This is a genomic window from Tenacibaculum sp. A30, assembly GCF_051200845.1.
Taxonomy (GTDB): domain Bacteria; phylum Bacteroidota; class Bacteroidia; order Flavobacteriales; family Flavobacteriaceae; genus Polaribacter.
Window position 1 is genome coordinate 1,176,022 of record NZ_CP195160.1, and the last position, 21,695, is coordinate 1,197,716.

The window sequence follows — 21,695 nt, forward strand, 5'->3', positions numbered from 1 at the left end:
ACTCGATGTGACATTCTTTTTAACTATTAGCTTAAATGTTTTATATACGTTTCTAAATCTTTATCACCTCTACCTGATAAATTCACGACAACTACTTGATCTTTCTGTAAATCCATTTTTGGTAATACCGCCAAGGCATGTGCACTTTCTAAAGCAGGAATAATTCCTTCTATTTTTGTCAATTGATAAGCAGCATCTAGTGCTTCTTTATCCGTAGCATTCATAAATTTTGCTCGTTTCGTTTCATGCAAATAGGCATGTAAAGGTCCCACTCCTGGGTAATCCAATCCTGCGGAAATTGAATAAGGTTCTACGATTTGCCCGTATTCATCTTGCATTAAAATCGTTTTACTTCCGTGGATTACCCCTACTTCTCCTAATTGAGAAGTTGCCGCGCTTTCACCTGAATCTACTCCTAATCCTGCTGCTTCAACCGCAATCAATTCAACTTCCTCTTCATCTAAATAATGATAAAAAGCACCTGCAGCATTACTCCCTCCTCCAACACAAGCTATAATGGTATCAGGATTTTCTTTGCCTGTTTGTTCTTTCAACTGCACTTTCATTTCTTCTGAAATAACCGCTTGTAAACGTGCTACCATATCTGGATATGGATGTGGCCCTACCACAGAACCAATTAAATAATAGGTATCTGGATGCTGAATCCAATAACGAATTGCTTCATTCGTAGCATCCTTCAGTGTTTTGCTTCCACTAGTTGCTGGTATTACTTTAGCCCCCAACATTTTCATACGGGCTACATTCGGCGCTTGACGTTTAATATCGGTTTCTCCCATGAAAACAACACATTCTAATCCCATTAAGGCACATACTGTAGCTGTAGCCACTCCATGTTGCCCTGCACCTGTTTCTGCTAAAATTTTAGTTTTTCCTAAATGTTTTGCGATTAGAATTTGACCAATGGTATTGTTTACTTTATGCGCGCCTGTATGATTTAAATCTTCTCTTTTTAAATAAATAGTTGCTCCATACTTTTCTGATAATCTTTTTGCTAAATACAATGGACTTGGACGCCCTACATAATGCTTCAACAAATCTTTGTATGCTGTTTGAAACTCCTCTGATTCTATAATTTGTATATAATTATCTTCTAATTCTTTTACGTTTGGGTATAACAATTCTGGAATAAATGCTCCTCCAAATTGTCCGTAATATCCGTTATTGTCTGGTTGAAATTTCATATGATTAGCTTTTAGCTGTAAGTTCTTGGCAAAATGCCTTAAACTTCTGTAATTTTTCTACTGATTTTACTCCTGGTTTTGTCTCAAACTTGCTATTTACATCAATGGCGTAACAATATTGAGATGCTTCTCTTTTAAAAAACGATTGCAATTCATCTATTTCTTCTAAACCTATTCCTCCGCTTAAAAAGTAAGGTTTTGTTGAATTATAATCTTCCAAAATTTGCCAATTGAATGTTATTCCATTCCCACCTCGTTCTTTCCCTTTGGTATCAAACAAAAAATAATCAACCACTTCCTCATAAGGTTTTAAGGTTTCAAAATTGAACTCATCTTTGACACCAAACACCTTAATAATTTCTACATCATTCCTAACTTGTCTCGGATTCTTCTTATGAGAAGCTGAATCAAGATCAGCTTGACGTAGCCCTTCTTTTAGTTGCTTGATATACTCAACAGTTTCATCTCCATGTAGCTGAATTGCATCCAGTTTATATTCTTCAATCAATGAAACTACTATTTCTACATACTCATTAACAAAAACACCAACTTTCTTAATTCCTTTAGGTAAATCAGGAATAATTCCTTCAAAATTTCTTGGTGATTTTTCATAGAAAATAAGCCCTAAATAATCAGGTTGTAATTCAGCTACTTGCTGAATATTTTCTATAAACTTCATTCCACAAACTTTAAGCCCCCGAGCCCCCGAAGGGGGATACTGTAGACCCTTATGCTTATCTCCTAACTTAGTTTTCATTGATATTTTTTTTTTGTTTATACTCCCTCCCTTTGGGAGGGTTGGGGTGGGCTTTTATCGTATTTGATTAATAAACTCTTGACATGCTTGACCTGGATTTTCTGTTTTCATAAAGTTTTCTCCTATTAAAAAACCTTGAAAATCGTATTCTTTTAACCCTGTAATTATTCTTGGATTAGAAATTCCACTTTCAGAAACTTTTATTGCACTTGTAGGAATTTGACTTGCCAAAGCTATTGAGTTTTCCAAGTCCACCTCAAATGTTTTTAGGTTACGATTATTGATTCCTATAATCTTGTCGTCTAAACTCCCTATCTTATCCAAATCCTCTTGGGTATGCACTTCATACAAGACTTCCAATCCTAAATCATGAGCTAATTGTCCGTAGTTTTTTAATTCTTGTGCTGTTAAGCAAGTCGCTATTAGTAAAATTACATCAGCACCAATAGCTTTGGCTTCTACAATTTGAAATCCATCAACAATAAAATCTTTTCTTAAAATAGGTTTTTGCTCGTTGATTGTTCTTGCTTCCATCAAATCTGCCATCGTACCTCCAAAAAATGAGGTATCTGTTAAAATCGATAATGCTGCAACGTTAGCATCTAAATATCCTTCAACAACTTCAGAAACCGTTACTTTATCGTTGATAATTCCCTTAGAAGGTGATTGACGTTTAAATTCTGCTATAATTCCTGTTGAATACGGATCCAACAATGATTTTTTTAGTGAAATTGGCTGTCTTTTAAAATTCGGACTTTCCACTAATTTTTTAACTGGAACCTCAGCTTTTATTTTTGCTACTTCCCTTTTTTTAAATTCAGTGATTTTATCTAGTATTGTCATCTCAATTATAAATTATGATTTTTTAATTATGAATTAGTTATTCGTAATTAAAGAATGTAAACATTCTTTTGCTTTTAACCCTAACAACGAATCTTTTGCCTCTTCAAAAGCAGTTTCAAAGCTCTTATGTTTATCAATAGTTTTTAAGGCAAAGGCAGCATTTGTCAACACAACATTATTCTGTGCTTCTGTTCCTTTTCCATTTATAATATTCACAAATATTTCGGCAGCTTCTTTAACTGTATTGCCCCCAAAAATATCGGATGGAACGATTTGCTTTTGTCCTAAATCAGATGGAGAAACTTGTTGCTCTGCTTCTTTAGTAAACAATTTAAAATCTCCTGTTAATGAAATTTCATCATATCCGTCTAATGCATGTACCACGCCATAGTTTACATTTGATTGTTGTAGCATGTAATTATACACTCTAGCAACCTCTAAATTAAACACACCTACTAACTGATTTTGTGGTTGACTCGGGTTTACCAAAGGACCTAGCATATTAAAAAATGTTTTGACCCCTAATTCTCTACGGATGGGAGCCACTACCTTCATAGCTGGATGAAATAACGGAGCGTGTAAAAAACAAATGTTTGCTTCGTCTAACTGACGCTTTAAAGTTGACTCATCGTTTGTAAAATTATATCCTAAAAACTCTAACATATTAGACGATCCCGATGCAGAAGAAACTCCATAATTCCCATGTTTTGCTACTTTATTCCCTGTTCCTGCAACAATAAATGAAGTTAATGTTGAAATATTAAAGGTGTTTTTTCCATCACCTCCTGTTCCACACAAATCAATGGTATTAAAATCAGATAAATCTACTTTAATCGCTAACTCCAACAAAGCTTCTCTAAACCCTGACAATTCATCTACCGAAACTGGACGCATTAAAAACACGGTAATAAATGCAGCTATTTGTGAAGCATTGTATTTTTCTTGTGCGATGTTTATCAATACTTCTTTCGATTGTTCTTTAGTCAATCGCTTTTGTTCAAATAGGGTGTTTAGTATTTTTTTCATGTCAATGGCTTTAAGCTTTTGGCTTTTGGCTTTCGGCAAAAGCAATAAAATTCTGAAGCATCTTTTTTCCTTCTGGAGTTAAAATGCTTTCCGGGTGAAACTGTACTGCTTCAATAGCAAACTCTTTATGACGTAATGCCATAATTCCTCCATCTTCATCAATTGCTGTTACTTCTAATTCCTCTGGAAAATTAATATGAGAAGCGATCCATGAATGGTAACGAGCTGCTTCAAATGTTTCTGGAATATCTTTAAAAGTAACTGTATCACTCTTGGTTACTTTCATTTCTGTAGCAACTCCGTGAAAAACCTCACTTAAATTTTCTAACTCTCCTCCAAAAACTTCAGTAATTGCTTGCAAACCTAAGCAAACTCCAAAAATTGGAATTTTACCTGCATACGTTTTTATGGTTTCTTTTAAAATACCTGCTTCATCAGGAATCCCTGGTCCTGGCGAAAGAATAATAGCATCATAATTTTTAATTTCTTCTACAGAAATTTCGTCGTTACGATATACATCAGGTAACTTTCCTGTGATATCTTCTACATAATGTACCAGATTGTAGGTAAATGAGTCGTAATTATCTAAAATTAGTATATCCATCTTATATGTTTTCTGCTAACACTAATGCTTTTTTTAATGCGGCTAATTTGTTATTTACTTCTTGTAGTTCGTTTTCTTCTTTTGAATTAATTACAATTCCTGCTCCTGCTTGATAAAACAAGGTATTATTTTTACTCACAAAAGAACGAATCGCAATGGCTTGATTTACATTTCCGTTCAACCCTATAAAACCAACACATCCTCCGTAAAATCCACGAGTTTGATTTTCATAGGTATCAATTAATTCCATGGCTTTGTATTTTGGAGCTCCACTTAATGTTCCTGCAGGAAACGTATCTCCTACAATTTCTATAGGGTTTCCTGTGATTTTACCTGTCACTGTTGACACCAAATGAATTACATGACTAAAATACTGTACTTCTTTATAGGTTTCCACAGTTACGTTAGTGGCGTGTTTACTTAAATCGTTTCGTGCTAAATCAACCAACATTACATGTTCTGCATTTTCCTTTGGATCATTTGCCAACTCTTTTGCTAGCTTTCTATCTTTCTCATCATCTCCTGTTCTTCGAAAAGTTCCTGCAATTGGGTTGATTACTGCTTGACCTTCATCAATCTTGATTTGTGCTTCTGGTGAAGACCCCATCAACTTAAAACTTCCGTAATCAAAATAGAATAAATAAGGTGACGGATTAATGGAACGCAAAGCTCTATACACATTAAATTCATCCCCTTTAAACTGTTGTTGAAATTGACGTGATAGTACCAACTGAAAAACATCTCCTCTCTTGCAGTGTTCTTTTGCTTTTACTACATTTTGCTTAAATTCTTCATCTGTAATGTTAGAAGTTTCTTCTCCTTGAAAAGTAAAATCATATTGAGCAAACGATTGAGAATTTACCAAGTTTTCAATTTCTGATAATCGAGACTCTTCTCCTTCTGGTATGTTTTCTATCAAAATCATTTCATTTTTAAAATGATTAATAGCCACAATAAATCGGAAAAAACTGTATTGTAATAATGGGATGTTAGAAGGCGATTTTTTTGAGTTAAACTTTATGGTTTCAAAATACTGAACCGCATCAAAAGTGGTGTACCCGTACAGTCCGTTGAATGATTTGATTTCTTCTGAACAATCTACTTCAATCAAATTACTGTATACATCAAACTTTTCATAAAAATCTCTTTGTATAGATTCTCTTTTCTTTTCTTCTTTTTTATAAAACAACAACAGTTCATCATTTTCTGCCTTAATTGTAACCAAAGGTTCTATACATAAAAATGAATAGCTATTTTCTTTACTGTGATAATCTGAACTTTCTAACAGCAAACTATTTGCATACTTATCTCTAGTTCTTAAGTACAAACTTACTGGCGTAACCATATCTGCCAATTGTTTTTTTGCTATTGTTTTAAATTTTATTTTTTTCATTTTAGTTTGATGTATAAAAACAAAAAAGGCTTATCATGAGATAAGCCTTTTCGTTGTATTATAGATATAACAAGATGGTCTCACTAACGTAAGTTATGAGTTTTCCACCACCAGTTATTTAATTGTTGATTCATCATTATGATGCAAATGTATAAAGTGATTTTGAATTGACAAATTTTTTTAGATTAAAAAAATTAGCTCGTAACAAAAAGCAAATTAGTTAATTGAAAAATCTTCTTTAGAAAAGAATATATCTATAGGTGAATTTCCTACTCCTTTTACCGTTTTAAAAACAGAAGCATCTTCGTTATAAATTACTAACATACTTTTATCTGTATCAAAAAAATCTTCTGCTCCTAAAACATATATTTTTCCTGTTGTAGGATGCTCTCTTACGATGGTAGTAAGCATCACTCCATCCATCATCGGATTGACAAACTCTGTTGCTTCTTTGCTCTCTGTATTAAAACGATGAATTGAACCTGTATTCACCTCAACCCAATAAATAGTATTACTTGAAGAGTTCATTGTAAGCATGCTTGTTTTATACAAATTAACCCCATCTAGAGTAATTGTTTCTGCTACAGAATAATCATTTGCAAGACTTACAAATTGTGCTTTTTCACCTACTCTTTTTTCAGTTCCAACCCAAATCTGGTTGTTTTTATCTTTTAAAATTCCTGAAATAACATCTTCAAATGTTACTGCTGTTTTTAATGACTTATCTTTAAGGTTTAATACTTTCAACTCTTTATCGTCAGCAATTAACATATTTTCACCATCTACTAAAAGTCCCGACTTAGAAAACAATACCTTATCTGAAATTCCTTCTATCTTATCTTTTATGCCTTCATTTATATTGAAAAATGACAAGCTGTATGTTTTGCTTCTTCCACTTCCAGCAGTTGAAATCATTAACCCTTCAGTTTCAGAAAACATTGTTAAATACGAAGGATCAGTAACCGCAGAAGTTGTTACTACTTTTTCTACAGCTAAATTTTGCAAATCAAATTTTGTAACAAAATCAGGACCTGATTGTGATACTGTAAATAGTTTGTTTTCATATTCTGAAAAAGAAATTGTGTTTTTGTTTAACGATTCATACACATTAGGTGTAAAAACCTGATCTTCATCTAAGTGCCCAATTACTGTTCCTTCACCTTCATAACCTACAATAAAAGAATTATCATAAATTGGGGTTGGTTCATGTTTTGTTGAATCACTTGAACAAGAAAAAAATGTCATGAATAAACATAACAATGCAATACTGTAAATACGTATCATCTTTATAATTAATTTAAAATTTCAGAAAATAAAAACACTTCCAAACATTAAACTTTTTAAATGCTTGTGTGTATTATTGTTCATCCTCTTAATCCCGAAAGGACAACAACAAATAAAATTTCGGCAGGTCTCCTGACTAACATCTTATTACTACCTTCCCGTAAAAAAACAGTGGTGTAAGAAATAATAAGTATCTATTTAGAATAGACGTAGCTTACAGTTGCGGGTACAGTTTAGGATTTTCACCTAATTCCCTTTTAATTTTCTTTTCTTCAAAGAAAAACCGCGGCAAATATATTTTAGTCCAAGTAAAGAATCATAAACTTTAACAATAATAATCTGTGTGTCTCTTACCTCTTCAACCTAACTTTATACACATCAACCTTTTGCTAAAAAAATCAAGCAACAATAACTTTTATCTTAAAAAACAATTACAAATAACCCTTTTTTTTTAGTTTTAAGTTTAAAATTAAAACTGAAAACAAAAATATCATTTACACAAAACAACATGATTAGTTTATTTGCATTGCAATAATTAATTAAAAACAGAAATTATGTGTGGAATTGTATGTGCGTTTGATTTAAAACAACCTTCAGATATATTAAGACCTCAAATTTTAGAAATGGCTAAGAAAGTTCGTCATAGAGGTCCAGATTGGAGTGGTATTTATAGTGATGAAAAAGCAATAATGGCTCACGAGCGACTAGCTATTGTTGATCCTGCTTCAGGACAACAACCTCTATTTAGTTACGACCGTAGATTTGTGTTAGCTGCTAACGGAGAAATATACAACCACAAAGAGATTAGAAAACAGTTAAAACAACAACACGAATTCTTAACACAATCTGATTGCGAAGTTATCTTAGCTTTATACAAAGAAAAAGGTGTTGAGTTTTTAGACGACCTAAACGGAATTTTCGGTTTTGCAGTATATGACTCTATGACCGACGAATATTTAGTAGCTCGTGACCATATGGGAATTATCCCTTTATACATGGGATGGGATAAACACGGAACTTTTTATGTTGCTTCTGAATTAAAAGCCTTAGAGGGAGTTTGCAACAAAATTGAAGTTTTTCCTCCTGGACATTATTACACTCGTGAGGATGGATTACAAAGATGGTATTCTCGTGATTGGATGGAGTATGAAGCTGTTAAAGATAACCAAACATCTATTGACGAAGTACGTGATGCTTTAGAAGCTGCAGTTCACCGTCAATTAATGAGTGATGTACCTTACGGAGTTTTATTATCTGGAGGACTAGATTCTTCTATCACCTCAGCTATTGCTAAAAAATATGCTGCTAAACGTATAGAATCAGATGATAAAGATGCTGCATGGTATCCGCAACTACATTCATTTTCTGTAGGGTTAGATGGATCTCCTGATTTAGCTGCAGCAAAAAAAGTTTCAGAACATATAGGTACTATTCATCATGAAATTACCTTTACCATTCAAGAAGGGTTGGATGCTATAAAAGATGTAATCTACAACTTAGAAACTTATGACATCACTACTGTTCGCGCTTCTACGCCTATGTATTTAATGGCTCGTGTAATTAAATCAATGGGAATAAAAATGGTCTTATCTGGTGAAGGCGCTGACGAACTTTTTGGAGGTTATTTATACTTTCACAAAGCACCAGATGCTGAAGAATTCCATAAAGAAACAGTACGAAAATTAGATAAGTTATATCAATACGATTGCTTACGTGCTAACAAAAGCTTAATGGCTTGGGGAATTGAAGGACGTATTCCGTTCTTAGATAAAGAATTTATGGATGTTGCGATGCGTATTAACCCAGAAGACAAAATGATTAACGGAGAACGTATGGAAAAATGGGTATTACGTAAAGCCTTTGAAAGTTATTTACCAAAAGAAGTAGCTTGGAGACAAAAAGAACAATTCTCTGACGGAGTTGGCTATAACTGGATTGACACCTTAAAACAAGTAGTTGAAACCGCAGTTACCGATGAAATGATGGAAAACGCTGCACACCGTTTCCCTACTCAAACACCTAGAGCAAAAGAAGAATATTACTACCGTTCAATTTTCGAAGAGCATTTCCCTAGCGAAGCTGCTGCTTTAACGGTACCTTCAGTACCATCTATTGCATGTAGCACCCCTACAGCACTAGCTTGGGATGAAAGCTTTCAAAACCAAAACGAACCTTCAGGTAGAGCTATTAAAGCTGTACACGAAGACGCTTACTAAGAAATATCTTAGTTTAAATTTTAGTTGTGTAAAAATCTCGCCTAAGCGAGATTTTTCTTTTTTACCAATCTTAATACTTTGTTAAACCTTATTTTAAAACTTCCTCTTGAATCATTTTTAATAGTAAAATGAACAATTTTAATATTCCTATCTAAGCCTAGTCCTTAATTTTGTTACACCCTTAAATTAACCATTGCTCACACTCCTTAATTAATTATTTAACCATAAAACTTAGTACCATGAAAAAATTAGTATTTGGTTTACTTTTTCTAGGTCTTACCAGCCTAGTTTATTCCCAAAATGATATTCAAAAGAACATTATTTTAGAACCCGTTACCATTAAACCTTTAAATTTAAGTTATCTTAAAGAAGTTCAACATGAAGACACACCTGAATTAGTTGTAAACTTACAAAACGAAGCAGCTAGGTATGACATTACAGAGTTACCTATATTCGACAGAGAGTTTGAGGCTTATGAAGTTATTTTTAAGACCAAAAAAGAAGGAGGAACCTCAGGGTTAATTACTGCTACTTATGATTCTAACGGAAAAATCATGAGTTCTATAGAGCGCTATAAAAACATTCTACTTCCAAGAACAGTTAGAGACGCTATTAACAACAAATATCCTGGATGGATTATACATAAAGACATATTTCTTGTTACCTACAGAGATGACAGGAAAGCTAAACAAGTCTTTAAAGTTCAAATAAGAAAAGATGGGGATAAGAAAAACTTAAAATTAGACTACGACGGAAACATCCACTAAACTAACAACTACTTAAACTTGACTTTACAAGGTAAAATTAAAAAAGCATTTGGTAGCATTACCAAATGCTTTTTTAATTTAAAGGTTTCTCCTTATTAAAAACAAGCTTTTACCTCTTTAACAGCAAGTTAACAAAAAGAACTCTAAGCATTTGTTAACTTTACATATGTCTGTTTATTTAATTCAACATATAACCAAGAATAAAACAGCAGTTGACTTAGCTATTGCTTTTTATTCTAAACTTCAACTAACACTTTTCAAAAAATGCATTAATTGTTGGGTTGATTACAAAAAAAACAGTGTGTTTTTTCTAATAAAAGCTACCGATAAAAAGTCTATAAAAAGCTTGTATTACAAATCTATAAACATACAACCCTATAAAATTACTTCGGTTAATAGACATTTAGCTTATGCGCTTCTAAAAAGAGAACAACAACTTAAAAGAATACAGTCTGAAACTCATTACAATTCAAATAAACATTCTATTCTATTTTTAGCAAAAACATTTAATAAGAAAACACTAATATGTAAACTTCAAGAAAGTAACGCTAAAAATGTTTTATTTTATAAAAAAACAATTATTGAAAACTTAATTAACTCTTACAAAGGTTATCAAATTAAAACCAAAGAAGAAGGTTTTTTAGCCTCTTTTACTTCTTATAAAAAAGCAATTGACTGCTCTATTGCTATTCAAAAAAAGCTCTATAAAAGAATCGATTATTTTCCTGTTAAAATTATACTTTTTCCTAACAAAAACAACCAAGAAAGCATTGCTTCAACTGCAAATATTAATAGACTAATTGAATTTCTTTATTTTCTAAAAACAAAAAAACAACTTATTATTTCATCACAAATAGAAGATTTAAACACTTATTCAGAACATATAGATTTTAAGCAAAACAATGCCTACTTAAAACTAAACCCCGAAACTGAAAACTTTTTACACTCTTTACTAGATGTAATCTCAAAAAATTATCAAAACCCTCATTTTAATATCCCTAACATTGCTTTATTAATGATGATGTGTAAAACCAAACTATATAGAAATTGTAAAGCAATTACAGGAAAATCTATCAATCAAATATTAAAAGAATTCAGACTTATAAAATCTGTCAATTCAATTACAGATGGCACATCAGACATTAATCAAACCTCTATAGATGTTGGCTTTAGCAGCTCTTCTTATTTTTCAAATTGTTTTAAAAAGGAATATGGAATTTCTCCTACAACTTTATTAAAACAACAACAAGAGTTTAGTATACCGTTTTACATCTAAAACGCAACCTTTTTTACTCTTTTTACTACTAAATTCATTTTCAACCCAACTCATTAAATGACTTTTAAGCCACTTTTCTAAAGTCTACTTTCTACACCAAGTATAAAAACATAAAACACACTGTTTAAACTCATTTTTAAGCGTTTTAACACGTTTTTAGCTTTTTAACAAATGTTAATAATTCTAACTCAAAAACGCTTAAAAACTTTATTTTGAGGTTAAAAAATCGTAAATTTGTAAGACTACAAAAGTCGCTTTCGGGCGATTTTTTCACGAAAAGACTTTAATTTAATTCACTTGATAATGAGCGAAGAAAAAAAACATAATTATTCCGCCGATAGTATCCAAGCACTGGAAGGAATGGAACACGTACGTATGCGTCCGTCCATGTATATTGGTGATGTTGGTGTACGTGGTTTACACCACTTAGTATACGAGGTAGTAGATAACTCTATTGATGAAGCTTTAGCAGGTCATTGTGATACGATTTCGGTAGACATTAATGAAGATAATTCTATCACCGTTAGAGATAACGGTCGTGGTATTCCGGTAGGATTACACAAGAAAGAAGGCGTTTCTGCTCTTGAAGTAGTAATGACCAAGATTGGTGCCGGAGGTAAATTTGACAAAGATTCTTATAAAGTATCTGGAGGTTTACACGGGGTTGGAGTATCGTGTGTTAACGCACTTTCTGATCACTTAAAAGCAACCGTATACAGAGAAGGAAAAGTTTGGCAACAAGAATACGAACGCGGTAAATCGTTATACCCTGTAAAAACTATTGGTGAAACTGATATTACGGGTACTGAAGTTACCTTTTTACCTGACAGATCTATCTTTCAGCAAACCATCGTGTACAATTATGATACCTTAGCTACTCGTATGCGCGAATTAGCATACTTAAACAAAGGTATTACCATTACACTTACCGATAAACGTGAACAAGATGATGAAGGAAATGACATTTCAGAAGTTTTCCATTCTACAGAAGGTTTATCAGAATTTGTAAAGTTCTTAGACGGAACAAGAACACAAATTATTCAAGATGTAATTGCTATGGAAGGAGAGAAAAACGGAATTCCTGTTGAAGTAGCAATGGTATACAACGATTCGTATGCTGAAAATCTACACTCTTATGTAAACAACATCAACACACACGAAGGAGGTACCCACTTATCTGGTTTCCGTCGTGGATTAACAAATACTTTAAAAAAGTATGCGGATGATTCTGGTTTGCTTAAAAATGTAAAATTTGAGATTTCAGGAGATGATTTCCGTGAAGGATTAACTGCCATAGTATCGGTAAAAGTTGCTGAACCTCAGTTCGAAGGACAAACTAAAACCAAATTAGGTAACCGTGAAGTAACTTCAGCTGTATCACAAGCAGTATCTGAAATGTTAACAGATTACTTAGAGGAAAATCCGAATGATGCTAAAACCATTGTACAAAAAGTAATTTTAGCAGCACAAGCACGTCACGCAGCTCGTAAAGCTCGCGAAATGGTGCAACGTAAAACTGTGATGAGTATTGGTGGTTTACCTGGTAAATTATCTGACTGTTCAGAAACAGATCCTGCAGAATGCGAAATCTTCTTAGTAGAGGGTGATTCGGCAGGTGGTACTGCAAAACAAGGTCGTGATCGTAATTTCCAAGCTATTCTTCCATTAAGAGGTAAAATCTTAAACGTAGAAAAAGCAATGCAGCACAAAGTTTTTGAAAATGAAGAAATCAAAAACATGTTTACTGCTTTAGGGGTTACTATTGGTACAGAAGAAGATCCTCGCGAATTAAACTTAACAAAACTACGTTACCATAAAGTAGTAATTATGTGTGATGCCGATGTGGATGGTTCGCATATTGCTACCTTAATTTTAACGTTTTTCTTCCGTTATATGCGCGAAATGGTTGAACAAGGATATATTTACATTGCTACTCCTCCTTTATATTTAGTTAAAAAAGGACAAAAGCGTGAGTACGCTTGGGATGATAACCAACGTGACTTAATCGCTCAAAAAATGGGTGGTGGAGTTTCTATTCAACGTTATAAAGGTCTTGGAGAGATGAACGCTGAACAATTATGGGATACAACTATGAATCCTGAATTCAGAACCTTACGACAAGTAACTATTGATAATTTAACTGAAGCTGATAGAATTTTCTCTATGTTAATGGGAGATGAAGTTCCGCCTCGTAGAGATTTCATTGAAAAAAATGCTAAATATGCAAATATTGATGCTTAAACCAATTTCTTAACTATAAAAAAGCCCAATAAAATTATTGGGCTTTTTTTTATTTTATATTTTTACCCCGTTAAAAAACCTACAATTATGAAAAAAATTCTTTTACCACTTTTAACTTTAATGGTAAGCTTTAGTGTTAAAGCTCAGGAATTAGAAACTCTCTTACTAGCCAAAGATGACGCTAGCAAATTAACAAACGCTTATTTAGATCCTGCTATGAAAGGATTCATTTACAGCATGAATAATGGTTGGTATCACACGGCTAAAGTTCACAAAAAATTTGGTTTCGATATTACAATTGGCGCAAACCTTTCTTTTATCCCTGAAAAGGATGAAATTTTTAATTTAACCAAACTAGGTTTATCGAGCAACACAACTTACAACCAAAACACTACAGCTACAGTTGCTGGTAGCAATTCAATGGCTCCTGCTGAATTAACTTACACAACCACCATTGAGGGAGAAACTGTTGAAGCTAACTTTACCATGCCAGAAGGTATTAAAGAAGACCTACCTGCAAACGCTGTTCCTGCACCATCTATTCAAGTAGGTGTTGGACTTCCTTTTAAACTTGAAGCAATGGTTAGATACGTACCTCAAGTAGGTTCTGACGATGTAAAAGGAGGATTATTTGGTATTGGTGTAAAGAAAGAAATTACCGATTGGTTTGGTCCAATGGATAAAACTCCTTTGCATGTTTCTTTATTAGCTGGTTATACAAATATGAATGTAGATTATACTATTGGTAATGTTGATGGAGAAGTTTCTACCAGAGACGCAGCAGCTGAGTTCAAATTAAACTCGTACACCGTTCAGGCAATCGCTTCGTTAAACTTTCCTGTAATTAACATCTATGGAGGTGTAGGTTACAATGGTGGTAGTACAAAGTTAAATATGTTAGGAGACTACACATTAACATACGAAACTGGTAACCCTCTTCAACCAACAGTTCAAGAGACTATAACTGATCCTCTAAAACTTAAAAATAATGCTGGTGGTTTTAACACGACCTTAGGTGCTCGTTTAAGCTTAGGTTTCTTTAAAATCTTCGGAAGTTATACCCTACAAGAATACAACTCTGTAAATGCAGGTATTGCGTTTAGTTTTAGATAAAATATTTCTTAAAATATATACTACATAAAAACCCGTTGAAATATCAACGGGTTTTTCTTTTATATCCATAGCCAAATACCTATTTTTGTGCATCTTGTGCGTAATGCGCACTTATAAACATATTAATTACAAAAAAATACATATAAAATGAAAGTAACAGTTGTAGGAGCAGGTGCTGTAGGTGCAAGTTGTGCTGAGTACATTGCTATTAAAAATTTCGCTTCTGAAGTTGTTTTAGTTGATATTAAAGAAGGTTTTGCTGAAGGTAAAGCAATGGATTTAATGCAAACTGCTTCTCTAAATGGTTTTGATACTAAAATTACAGGTACTACTGGAGATTATAGCAAAACTGCTGGATCTGATATTTGTGTAATTACTTCAGGTATTGCACGTAAACCAGGAATGTCTCGTGATGAGTTATTAGGAATCAATGCTGGTATCGTAAAAACAGTAGCTGCTAGTTTAGTTGAGCAATCTCCTAATACAATCATTATCGTAGTATCTAACCCAATGGATACTATGACATATTTAGTACACAAAGCGACTGGATTACCTAAAAACAGAATTATCGGTATGGGTGGTGCTTTAGATTCTGCTCGCTTCAAATATCGTTTAGCAGAAGCTTTAGAAGCTCCTATTTCTGATGTTGACGGAATGGTTATCGGTGGTCACTCTGACAAAGGAATGGTGCCTTTAACTCGTTTAGCTACTCGTAACTCTGTTCCTGTATCTGAATTCTTATCAGAAGAAAGATTAGAACAAGTAAAACAAGACACTAAAGTTGGTGGTGCTACCTTAACAGGTTTATTAGGTACTTCTGCTTGGTATGCTCCTGGTGCTGCTGTATCTGGAATGGTACAAGCAATTGCTTGTGATACAAAAAAGATTTTCCCTTGTTCTGCTTTATTAGAAGGTGAATACGGTTTATCTGGTTTATGTATTGGTGTGCCAGCAGTATTAGGTAAAAACGGAATTGAAAAAATCGTTGAAATTAACTTAAGCTCTGAAGAAAAAGAAGCTTTAACTTCTTCAGCTGAAGCTGTTAAAAACAACAATGCTGCTTTAAATTTCTAAGAAATTAAGAGCACATAATTTTAAAAGTCCTGAGCAATTATTTGTTCAGGATTTTTTTATAAAAAAATGTTAAAGTTATTGCACTAATGTAAGATTTTCAGAATCTAAACGTCTTTATAGTAGAGAAACATTAGTAGTGTTTCTTTTCATAGTTTTTCATAGCAATTTTCCCACTTCATCCTCTTGAAGTGGGTTTGTTTTTTTATACTATACCGCTTGCTGAACTACTTCAAACAACTCTCCGCCTTCACACTTAATCACTTTCTGTTTAAACTTTACAATTAATTGATAGTCGTGAGTTGCCATTAAAATTGTTTTTCCACTTTGATGAATTTCATTTAATAACTCCATAACTTCAAGTGAAGTTTTCGGATCTAAGTTTCCTGTAGGCTCATCTGCTAATATTAATTCAGGATCATTTAATAATGCTCTTGCTATTGCTACACGTTGCTGTTCTCCACCTGAAAGTTCGAAGGTTTGTTTGTAGTATTTTTCCTTCATCCCTACTTTGTCTAAAACCTCATTAATTTTGTTTTTCATCTCGGTTTTATCTTTCCAACCTGTAGCTTTTAAAACAAACTCTAAGTTTTCAAAAACACTTCTGTCATTCAACAATTTAAAATCTTGGAAAACGATTCCTAGTTTTCTTCTTAAAAACGGAATGTCTTTTTCCTTTATCTTCTTTAAGTCAAAATCAACAATATTACCTAAACCACGCTGTAAACGTAAATCTCCGTACAAGGTTTTTAACAAACTACTTTTACCACTTCCTGTTTTTCCGATTAAGTAATAGAAATCACCTTTATTCAACGTAAAATTTACTTTTGACAGCACTAAATTGTCTTGTTGATAAATATCAGCATTTTCAAGATGTAAAACAGGATTTTCCATGGAGTATATGTTTTTTACAAATCTAAAATTTTATAACGTAATTCTGTAACATTTCTTACTTTTGATAAAATGTCTCCCAACAAAAATAAAAAACTAACGTTATAGTTTCTAGATAACTAAAAAATATGAGAGTTAATTGTTTCAAAAAAAGCTGCTTTTTATTTCTTTTTTTAACCTTTACAACGATAATAACGGCACAAGAATCGGCTATAAATAGTCATTCTAATGCCGATTTTCATAAAGCAATGCGTTTGTATAATAATAAAGCATACGCTGCGTCTCAAGAAATTTTCCGAAAGATTTCACACAATTCAAAAGAACATCTTAACCTAAAAGCAGATGCTGATTATTATGATGCGATGTGCGCTATAAAGCTACAGCAAGATGATGCTGACAATAGAGTTATTCAATTCGTTGAAAACTATCCTTACAATAACAAAAGAGAAAAAGCGTACTTAAATGTAGGTAACTATTATTTTGCTAACAGAAAGGCGGCGCATTCTTTAAAATGGTATCAAAAAGTAAATGAAAAGTTACTGAGTCCAGAAGAAAGAGACGAGTTGAACTATAAAATGGGATATGCACTTTTAGTTTCTAATTATTTAAAAGATGCTAAATCTCGCTTTCAATCGTTATTAGGGAATCCTATTTACGGTAATGACGCTCGTTATTACTACGGTTTTATTGCTTACAAACAAGAAAACTTTGGAGAAGCTGAAGACAATTTAAGTCAGTTAGCCAACGACGCTACCTACCAAGCTAAAGCAAATTATTACATTTTAGATATTAGTTTTAAAGCTGGAAGATTTGATAAATCAATTCAAATTGGAGAAAAATTATTAGAAACTACTCAAGATAAAAAAGAGGTTTCTGAAATTTCTAAAATAGTAGGTGAAAGTTATTTCAACCTTAAAAAATATGACAAAGCAATTCCTTACTTAACAGAATACAAAGGTAAAAATGGTCGTTGGACGAATACGGACTATTATTACTTAGGATATGCTTATTATCAACAAAAAGATTACGAAACTGCTATTAGCAACTTCAACAAAATTATTGGAGGAAACAACAAAGTAGCACAAAATGCTTACTATCATTTAGCGGAATGTTATTTAGAGTTAGATAAAAAGCTAGAAGCTTTAAATGCATTTAAAAATGCTAGTGAAATGGATTTTGATGCTAAAATAACAGAAAGCGCTTCGTTAAACTATGCTAAATTGAGTTATGAAGAAGGTAACCCTTACGAAAGTGTTCCTGATGTTTTAAAAGGATTTTTAACTAAATATCCTACGTCACCCAATACAGCTGAAATTAGTAATTTATTAGTTACTTCATACTTACATCAACAAGACTATCAAGGTGCTTTAGACTTTTTAAGCACTTCTGAAACTCCTGAAAGTAAAAGTATTATTAATGAAGTATCGTTATACAGAGGTATTCAGTTATTTAATGAAAATAAAATTGCCGAGGCTAAATCGTATTTTACTAGTGCTACACAATCAGAAAACCCAACTGTAAGTAACAAAGGTGCTTATTGGTTAGCTGAAACTGAATACTCTTTAGGAAATTATCAAAAAGCTTTAGACAGCTTCCTTTCTGTTACCAATAAAGACATAGAAGAAGCTAAAATGCTTAACTACCAAATTGGATACACGAACTTCAAGTTAAAAAGTTATCCAAATGCAGCGAAATACTTTCAGCAATTCCTAGATCAAAATATAGATGATAACGATTTGAATGATGATGCTTCTAACCGTTTAGGAGATGCATTTTATGCTTCAAAAAGTTATTCAAATGCTATAAAAGCGTACAACAAAGTAATTCAAGAAGGTGGTGTTGGTGCCGATTATGCACAATATCAAACAGCAATGAGTAATGGTTTCTTAGGTAAAAACGATGTTAAAATTCAAGATCTAGAAACACTGATTAATGAGTATAGCGAATCTCAGCTTAAAGATGATGCTTTATTCCAATTAGCTACTACATATACTACTACAAACAATACCTCAAAAGCTCAAAAAACCTATGAGCGTTTATTAGCCAATTACCCTACAAGTAATTACGTTCCTAATGTGTTATTACGTCAAGGTCTGTTATACTACGGTAGCAATAAGAATAGAAAAGCTATTGAAAAATATAAAGAAGTAGTTGCAAAACATCCAAATTCTAACGAAGCAAGACAAGCGGTTACGAACATTAAAAATGTATATATCGATTTAGGAAAAGTTGATGAATATGCTGCTTGGGTTAAAAACATACCTTTTGCTAATGTTACCAACGCCGAATTAGACAATGCTACTTACCAGTCTGCTGAGAACAAATTCTTAGAAAACAACAATCCAAAAGCTATTGAAGGATTCAACAAGTATTTACAATCATTCCCTAACGGAATAAATGTGTTGAAAGCTCATTTTTATTTGGCACAAGCCTATAACAATACTAAGCAATTTGATGAAGCAATTCCTCATTACTCTTATGTTTCAAAACAAAACAAGAATGAGTTTACAGAGGAGTCATTAACAAAACTTGCTAATATTTATTTAGAAAAACAAGATTGGAATAATGGTATTTTAGTACTTCAACAATTAGAGAAAGACGCTAACTATCCACAAAACATCATTTTTGCCCAAAGCAATTTAATGAAAGGATATTACAACAAAAATGATTATGCTAACGCAATGATCTATGCTGAAAAAGTATTAACTACAGGTAAGGTTGACACTAATATTGCTGAAGACGCAAAAATAATTTTAGCACGCTCTTCTTTTAAAAAGAATGACTTTTTAACTGCCGAAGAATACTTTAATGAAGCTAGTAAAAAAGCTACAGGTGAGTTAAAAGCAGAGTGTTTATATTATAATGCTTTCTTTTTACATGAGAACAAAGAATACGAAGCTTCTACCAAAGCTGTTCAAGACTTAATTGCTAATTATTCTTCATACAAATATTGGGGAGTAAAAAGCTATATAATCATGGCGAAGAACTATTATGCTTTAAAAGATGCGTACCAAGCAACTTACATCTTAGAGAATATTATTAAAAACTTTACTCAGTATAAAGATGTAATTGAAGAAGCTAAAAATGAACTTCGTACCATTAAAAACAAAGAAGCCAAAACAAACGAATCAGTAACTACCCAAAACTAAAATTTGTTAATAACAAACGAAAGTTAAATGATTAGATCGATGAAAAAGCACCTAAGTTTACTTGCTTTATTTGTGATAGCCTATGCAAATGCACAAGAAAAAAATGCCACAAACAAAGCAAAAGACACTATTATAAAAACAGAAGTTGTAAACGTAGTAACTTCGTATGTTCCTAAAATTACTGATGCCTTTAAAATAAAGCAAAAACCAGTAATTGAACACACAAAAGAAACTCAGAAAAAAGCGTTAGAGTATCAAATATTTTCAGTTCCTGTAGCTTCTACTTTTATTCCTAAAAGTGGTACTATGAAAAAGGTAGATCTTGGAAAAAGAGAAAAGTTATACGATAACTACGTGTCTGTTGGTTTTGGAAATGTATTGTCTCCTTTCTTAGAAGCCTATATGAGACGTAGCCAAAGTTACAACAGTGAATTAGGAGCTCATGTAAAATTTTTACTATCCTCTGATCCAGTTGCAGATACTGAGCTAAGTAGTACTTTTTTCAACATCGATTTAAACTTAAATTACACACAACAAGAACGCTATTTTCAATGGTCTGCAGGTTTAGATGCTGAAAAAGACAAATATAACTGGTATGGTTTACCAACCAATATTACGTTTACCGAGTTTGCCTTAAGTACTATTGAAGAATCACAAAGCTATAATCACTTTAAAATCTTCGGACAAATAAAACCAGATGATTCTTATTTAGATGAAGCTAACGGAGCTATTTCTTATTTTTCTGATTCTTTTGAGAGTTCTGAATTTTTGATAGATGGAAATGCTCAGTTTCGTTTTCCTTTAGATAATTTTCATCGTCAACTAAATGACTTATACGTAAATACTACTGCTAGTTATTTAGGAGGAAGTTACGCGTATGCTTACGATGCTATTACTGCTATCGATTATAGTTTTATTACTTTAGGAGTACACCCAACATACAAGTTCAACCTACAAGATTTAGCCATTAAACTAGGTGCAAAAAGTTATTTTTCTATGGATACGGAAAATAGTGAATCTAACTTTTTCATTTATCCTGATGTCGAAATCTCATATCCTATCGTAAAAGATTTTGCAAATGTATTTGTTGGCGCATCAGGTGATTTAACCACAAACATGTTCCAATCTTACACAGATGATAACCCTTACGTATCTCCTACCCTTGATATGCGTCAAACAAACAAAAAATTTGATGCTTTTGGAGGAATTAGAGGAAAACTAAATCATCAATTTAGCTATAACACAAAAGTAAGCTATGCTGATATTGAAAATAATCCGTTTTTTGCTTTGAACCAATCAAAGTCTGATGGCGACAACATTGCTGGAACTAACGGATTTACTTTCTACGGATATGAATATGGAAACTCTTTTAAAGTAGTTTATGACGATATTAAACTGTTATCTTTCTTTGGTGAAATCGCTTTTGATGGTATCAAAAACCTTACTATTGGAGCTAATGCACAGTTTAATAAATTCACGTTAACTAACGAAACAGAAGCTTGGAACACTCCTAAAATAAAAGGAGAGATTTTCGGAACTTATAAGACCGATAAATGGTATGCAGGCGCAAACCTATACTTTGTAGGAAACAGAAAAGGTCGTGTGTATGACGCTTTACCTGCCGATACTTTTACATCAACAGATTTAAAAAGCTATTTTGATGTAAACTTTAACGGAGGATATCATTTTGACGATTCATTTTCTGTGTTTTTAAACCTTAACAACGTACTAAACAACAGTTATCAACGATTTAATAATTTTAACGTACAAGGTTTTCAAGCAATGGGAGGATTAACCTGGAAGTTTGATACGTTGTTCTAGCATTTAAAATATAAAACTTACATTTAGGGTATTAAAACTAA

General features: G+C 32.6%; 16 protein-coding genes and 1 riboswitch. Of the genes, 8 read left to right on the plus strand and 8 right to left on the minus strand.

Annotated features, from left to right (window positions below):
• Positions 1 to 26 precede the first annotated feature (26 nt).
• The 7 genes from trpB to ACR9ES_RS05635 form a co-directional block, all read right to left on the minus strand.
• Complete coding sequence (gene trpB, locus ACR9ES_RS05605; protein WP_435255406.1) at positions 27 to 1,202, minus strand: tryptophan synthase subunit beta; 1,176 nt, start codon at positions 1,200 to 1,202, stop codon at positions 27 to 29.
• A gap of 4 nt (positions 1,203 to 1,206) precedes the next feature.
• The gene (locus tag ACR9ES_RS05610) at positions 1,207 to 1,881 is read right to left on the minus strand and encodes a phosphoribosylanthranilate isomerase (RefSeq protein WP_435255407.1); all 675 of its coding nucleotides are present in this window, start codon (positions 1,879 to 1,881) and stop codon (positions 1,207 to 1,209) included.
• Positions 1,882 to 2,013: 132 nt separating this feature from the next.
• Positions 2,014 to 2,802 (minus strand): indole-3-glycerol phosphate synthase TrpC, encoded by a 789-nt coding sequence (gene trpC / locus ACR9ES_RS05615; RefSeq protein WP_435255408.1) that lies wholly within the window; start codon positions 2,800 to 2,802, stop codon positions 2,014 to 2,016.
• A gap of 33 nt (positions 2,803 to 2,835) precedes the next feature.
• A complete protein-coding gene (gene trpD, locus ACR9ES_RS05620; RefSeq protein ID WP_435255409.1) occupies positions 2,836 to 3,828 on the minus strand; it encodes an anthranilate phosphoribosyltransferase in 993 nt (330 codons plus the stop codon).
• 10 nt (positions 3,829 to 3,838) lie between these two features.
• Positions 3,839 to 4,432, minus strand: a complete 594-nt coding sequence (locus ACR9ES_RS05625) for an anthranilate synthase component II (protein WP_435255410.1) — start codon at positions 4,430 to 4,432, stop codon at positions 3,839 to 3,841.
• A gap of 1 nt (position 4,433) precedes the next feature.
• Complete coding sequence (locus ACR9ES_RS05630) at positions 4,434 to 5,825, minus strand: anthranilate synthase component I family protein (RefSeq protein ID WP_435255411.1); 1,392 nt, start codon at positions 5,823 to 5,825, stop codon at positions 4,434 to 4,436.
• Positions 5,826 to 6,041: 216 nt separating this feature from the next.
• A complete protein-coding gene (locus ACR9ES_RS05635; protein WP_435255412.1) occupies positions 6,042 to 7,109 on the minus strand; it encodes a hypothetical protein in 1,068 nt (355 codons plus the stop codon).
• 105 nt (positions 7,110 to 7,214) lie between these two features.
• Positions 7,215 to 7,412, minus strand: a riboswitch (cobalamin riboswitch).
• 251 nt (positions 7,413 to 7,663) lie between these two features.
• Here ACR9ES_RS05635 and asnB point away from each other — a divergent pair.
• The 6 genes from asnB to mdh all read left to right on the plus strand — a co-directional run bounded on the left by asnB (position 7,664) and on the right by mdh (position 15,796).
• The gene (gene asnB, locus ACR9ES_RS05640; RefSeq protein ID WP_435255413.1) at positions 7,664 to 9,325 is read left to right on the plus strand and encodes an asparagine synthase B; all 1,662 of its coding nucleotides are present in this window, start codon (positions 7,664 to 7,666) and stop codon (positions 9,323 to 9,325) included.
• Between the two features lie 239 nt (positions 9,326 to 9,564).
• Entirely contained in the window at positions 9,565 to 10,092 is a 528-nt protein-coding gene (locus ACR9ES_RS05645; protein WP_435255414.1) for a hypothetical protein, read from the plus strand.
• A gap of 166 nt (positions 10,093 to 10,258) precedes the next feature.
• Complete coding sequence (locus ACR9ES_RS05650) at positions 10,259 to 11,368, plus strand: helix-turn-helix domain-containing protein (RefSeq protein WP_435255415.1); 1,110 nt, start codon at positions 10,259 to 10,261, stop codon at positions 11,366 to 11,368.
• 303 nt (positions 11,369 to 11,671) lie between these two features.
• A complete protein-coding gene (gene gyrB, locus ACR9ES_RS05655) occupies positions 11,672 to 13,609 on the plus strand; it encodes a DNA topoisomerase (ATP-hydrolyzing) subunit B (RefSeq protein WP_435255416.1) in 1,938 nt (645 codons plus the stop codon).
• A gap of 87 nt (positions 13,610 to 13,696) precedes the next feature.
• Positions 13,697 to 14,722 carry a DUF6588 family protein gene (locus tag ACR9ES_RS05660; RefSeq protein WP_435255417.1) on the plus strand — a complete coding sequence of 342 codons (1,026 nt, stop codon included), beginning with the start codon at positions 13,697 to 13,699 and terminating at the stop codon, positions 14,720 to 14,722.
• Between the two features lie 147 nt (positions 14,723 to 14,869).
• The gene (mdh, locus tag ACR9ES_RS05665) at positions 14,870 to 15,796 is read left to right on the plus strand and encodes a malate dehydrogenase (RefSeq protein ID WP_435255418.1); all 927 of its coding nucleotides are present in this window, start codon (positions 14,870 to 14,872) and stop codon (positions 15,794 to 15,796) included.
• Positions 15,797 to 16,003: 207 nt separating this feature from the next.
• Here the strand turns inward: mdh and ACR9ES_RS05670 are convergent, their stop codons facing one another.
• Positions 16,004 to 16,687, minus strand: coding sequence for a cell division ATP-binding protein FtsE (locus ACR9ES_RS05670; RefSeq protein ID WP_298998546.1), 684 nt, complete (start codon positions 16,685 to 16,687; stop codon positions 16,004 to 16,006).
• Between the two features lie 125 nt (positions 16,688 to 16,812).
• Here ACR9ES_RS05670 and ACR9ES_RS05675 point away from each other — a divergent pair, with 125 nt between their 5' ends.
• Entirely contained in the window at positions 16,813 to 19,833 is a 3,021-nt protein-coding gene (locus ACR9ES_RS05675) for a tetratricopeptide repeat protein (protein WP_435255419.1), read from the plus strand.
• Between the two features lie 39 nt (positions 19,834 to 19,872).
• Entirely contained in the window at positions 19,873 to 21,654 is a 1,782-nt protein-coding gene (locus ACR9ES_RS05680; RefSeq protein ID WP_435255420.1) for a hypothetical protein, read from the plus strand.
• The last annotated feature ends 41 nt before the right edge of the window (positions 21,655 to 21,695 follow it).

Coding starts and splice junctions, on each gene's coding strand:
- trpB (WP_435255406.1), bottom strand. CDS start 1,202: ATGAAATTTCAACCAGACAATAACGGATATTACGGACAATTTGGAGGA.
- ACR9ES_RS05610 (WP_435255407.1), bottom strand. CDS start 1,881: ATGAAGTTTATAGAAAATATTCAGCAAGTAGCTGAATTACAACCTGAT.
- trpC (WP_435255408.1), bottom strand. CDS start 2,802: ATGACAATACTAGATAAAATCACTGAATTTAAAAAAAGGGAAGTAGCA.
- trpD (WP_435255409.1), bottom strand. CDS start 3,828: ATGAAAAAAATACTAAACACCCTATTTGAACAAAAGCGATTGACTAAA.
- ACR9ES_RS05625 (WP_435255410.1), bottom strand. CDS start 4,432: ATGGATATACTAATTTTAGATAATTACGACTCATTTACCTACAATCTG.
- ACR9ES_RS05630 (WP_435255411.1), bottom strand. CDS start 5,825: ATGAAAAAAATAAAATTTAAAACAATAGCAAAAAAACAATTGGCAGAT.
- ACR9ES_RS05635 (WP_435255412.1), bottom strand. CDS start 7,109: ATGATACGTATTTACAGTATTGCATTGTTATGTTTATTCATGACATTT.
- asnB (WP_435255413.1), top strand. CDS start 7,664: ATGTGTGGAATTGTATGTGCGTTTGATTTAAAACAACCTTCAGATATA.
- ACR9ES_RS05645 (WP_435255414.1), top strand. CDS start 9,565: ATGAAAAAATTAGTATTTGGTTTACTTTTTCTAGGTCTTACCAGCCTA.
- ACR9ES_RS05650 (WP_435255415.1), top strand. CDS start 10,259: ATGTCTGTTTATTTAATTCAACATATAACCAAGAATAAAACAGCAGTT.
- gyrB (WP_435255416.1), top strand. CDS start 11,672: ATGAGCGAAGAAAAAAAACATAATTATTCCGCCGATAGTATCCAAGCA.
- ACR9ES_RS05660 (WP_435255417.1), top strand. CDS start 13,697: ATGAAAAAAATTCTTTTACCACTTTTAACTTTAATGGTAAGCTTTAGT.
- mdh (WP_435255418.1), top strand. CDS start 14,870: ATGAAAGTAACAGTTGTAGGAGCAGGTGCTGTAGGTGCAAGTTGTGCT.
- ACR9ES_RS05670 (WP_298998546.1), bottom strand. CDS start 16,687: ATGGAAAATCCTGTTTTACATCTTGAAAATGCTGATATTTATCAACAA.
- ACR9ES_RS05675 (WP_435255419.1), top strand. CDS start 16,813: ATGAGAGTTAATTGTTTCAAAAAAAGCTGCTTTTTATTTCTTTTTTTA.
- ACR9ES_RS05680 (WP_435255420.1), top strand. CDS start 19,873: ATGAAAAAGCACCTAAGTTTACTTGCTTTATTTGTGATAGCCTATGCA.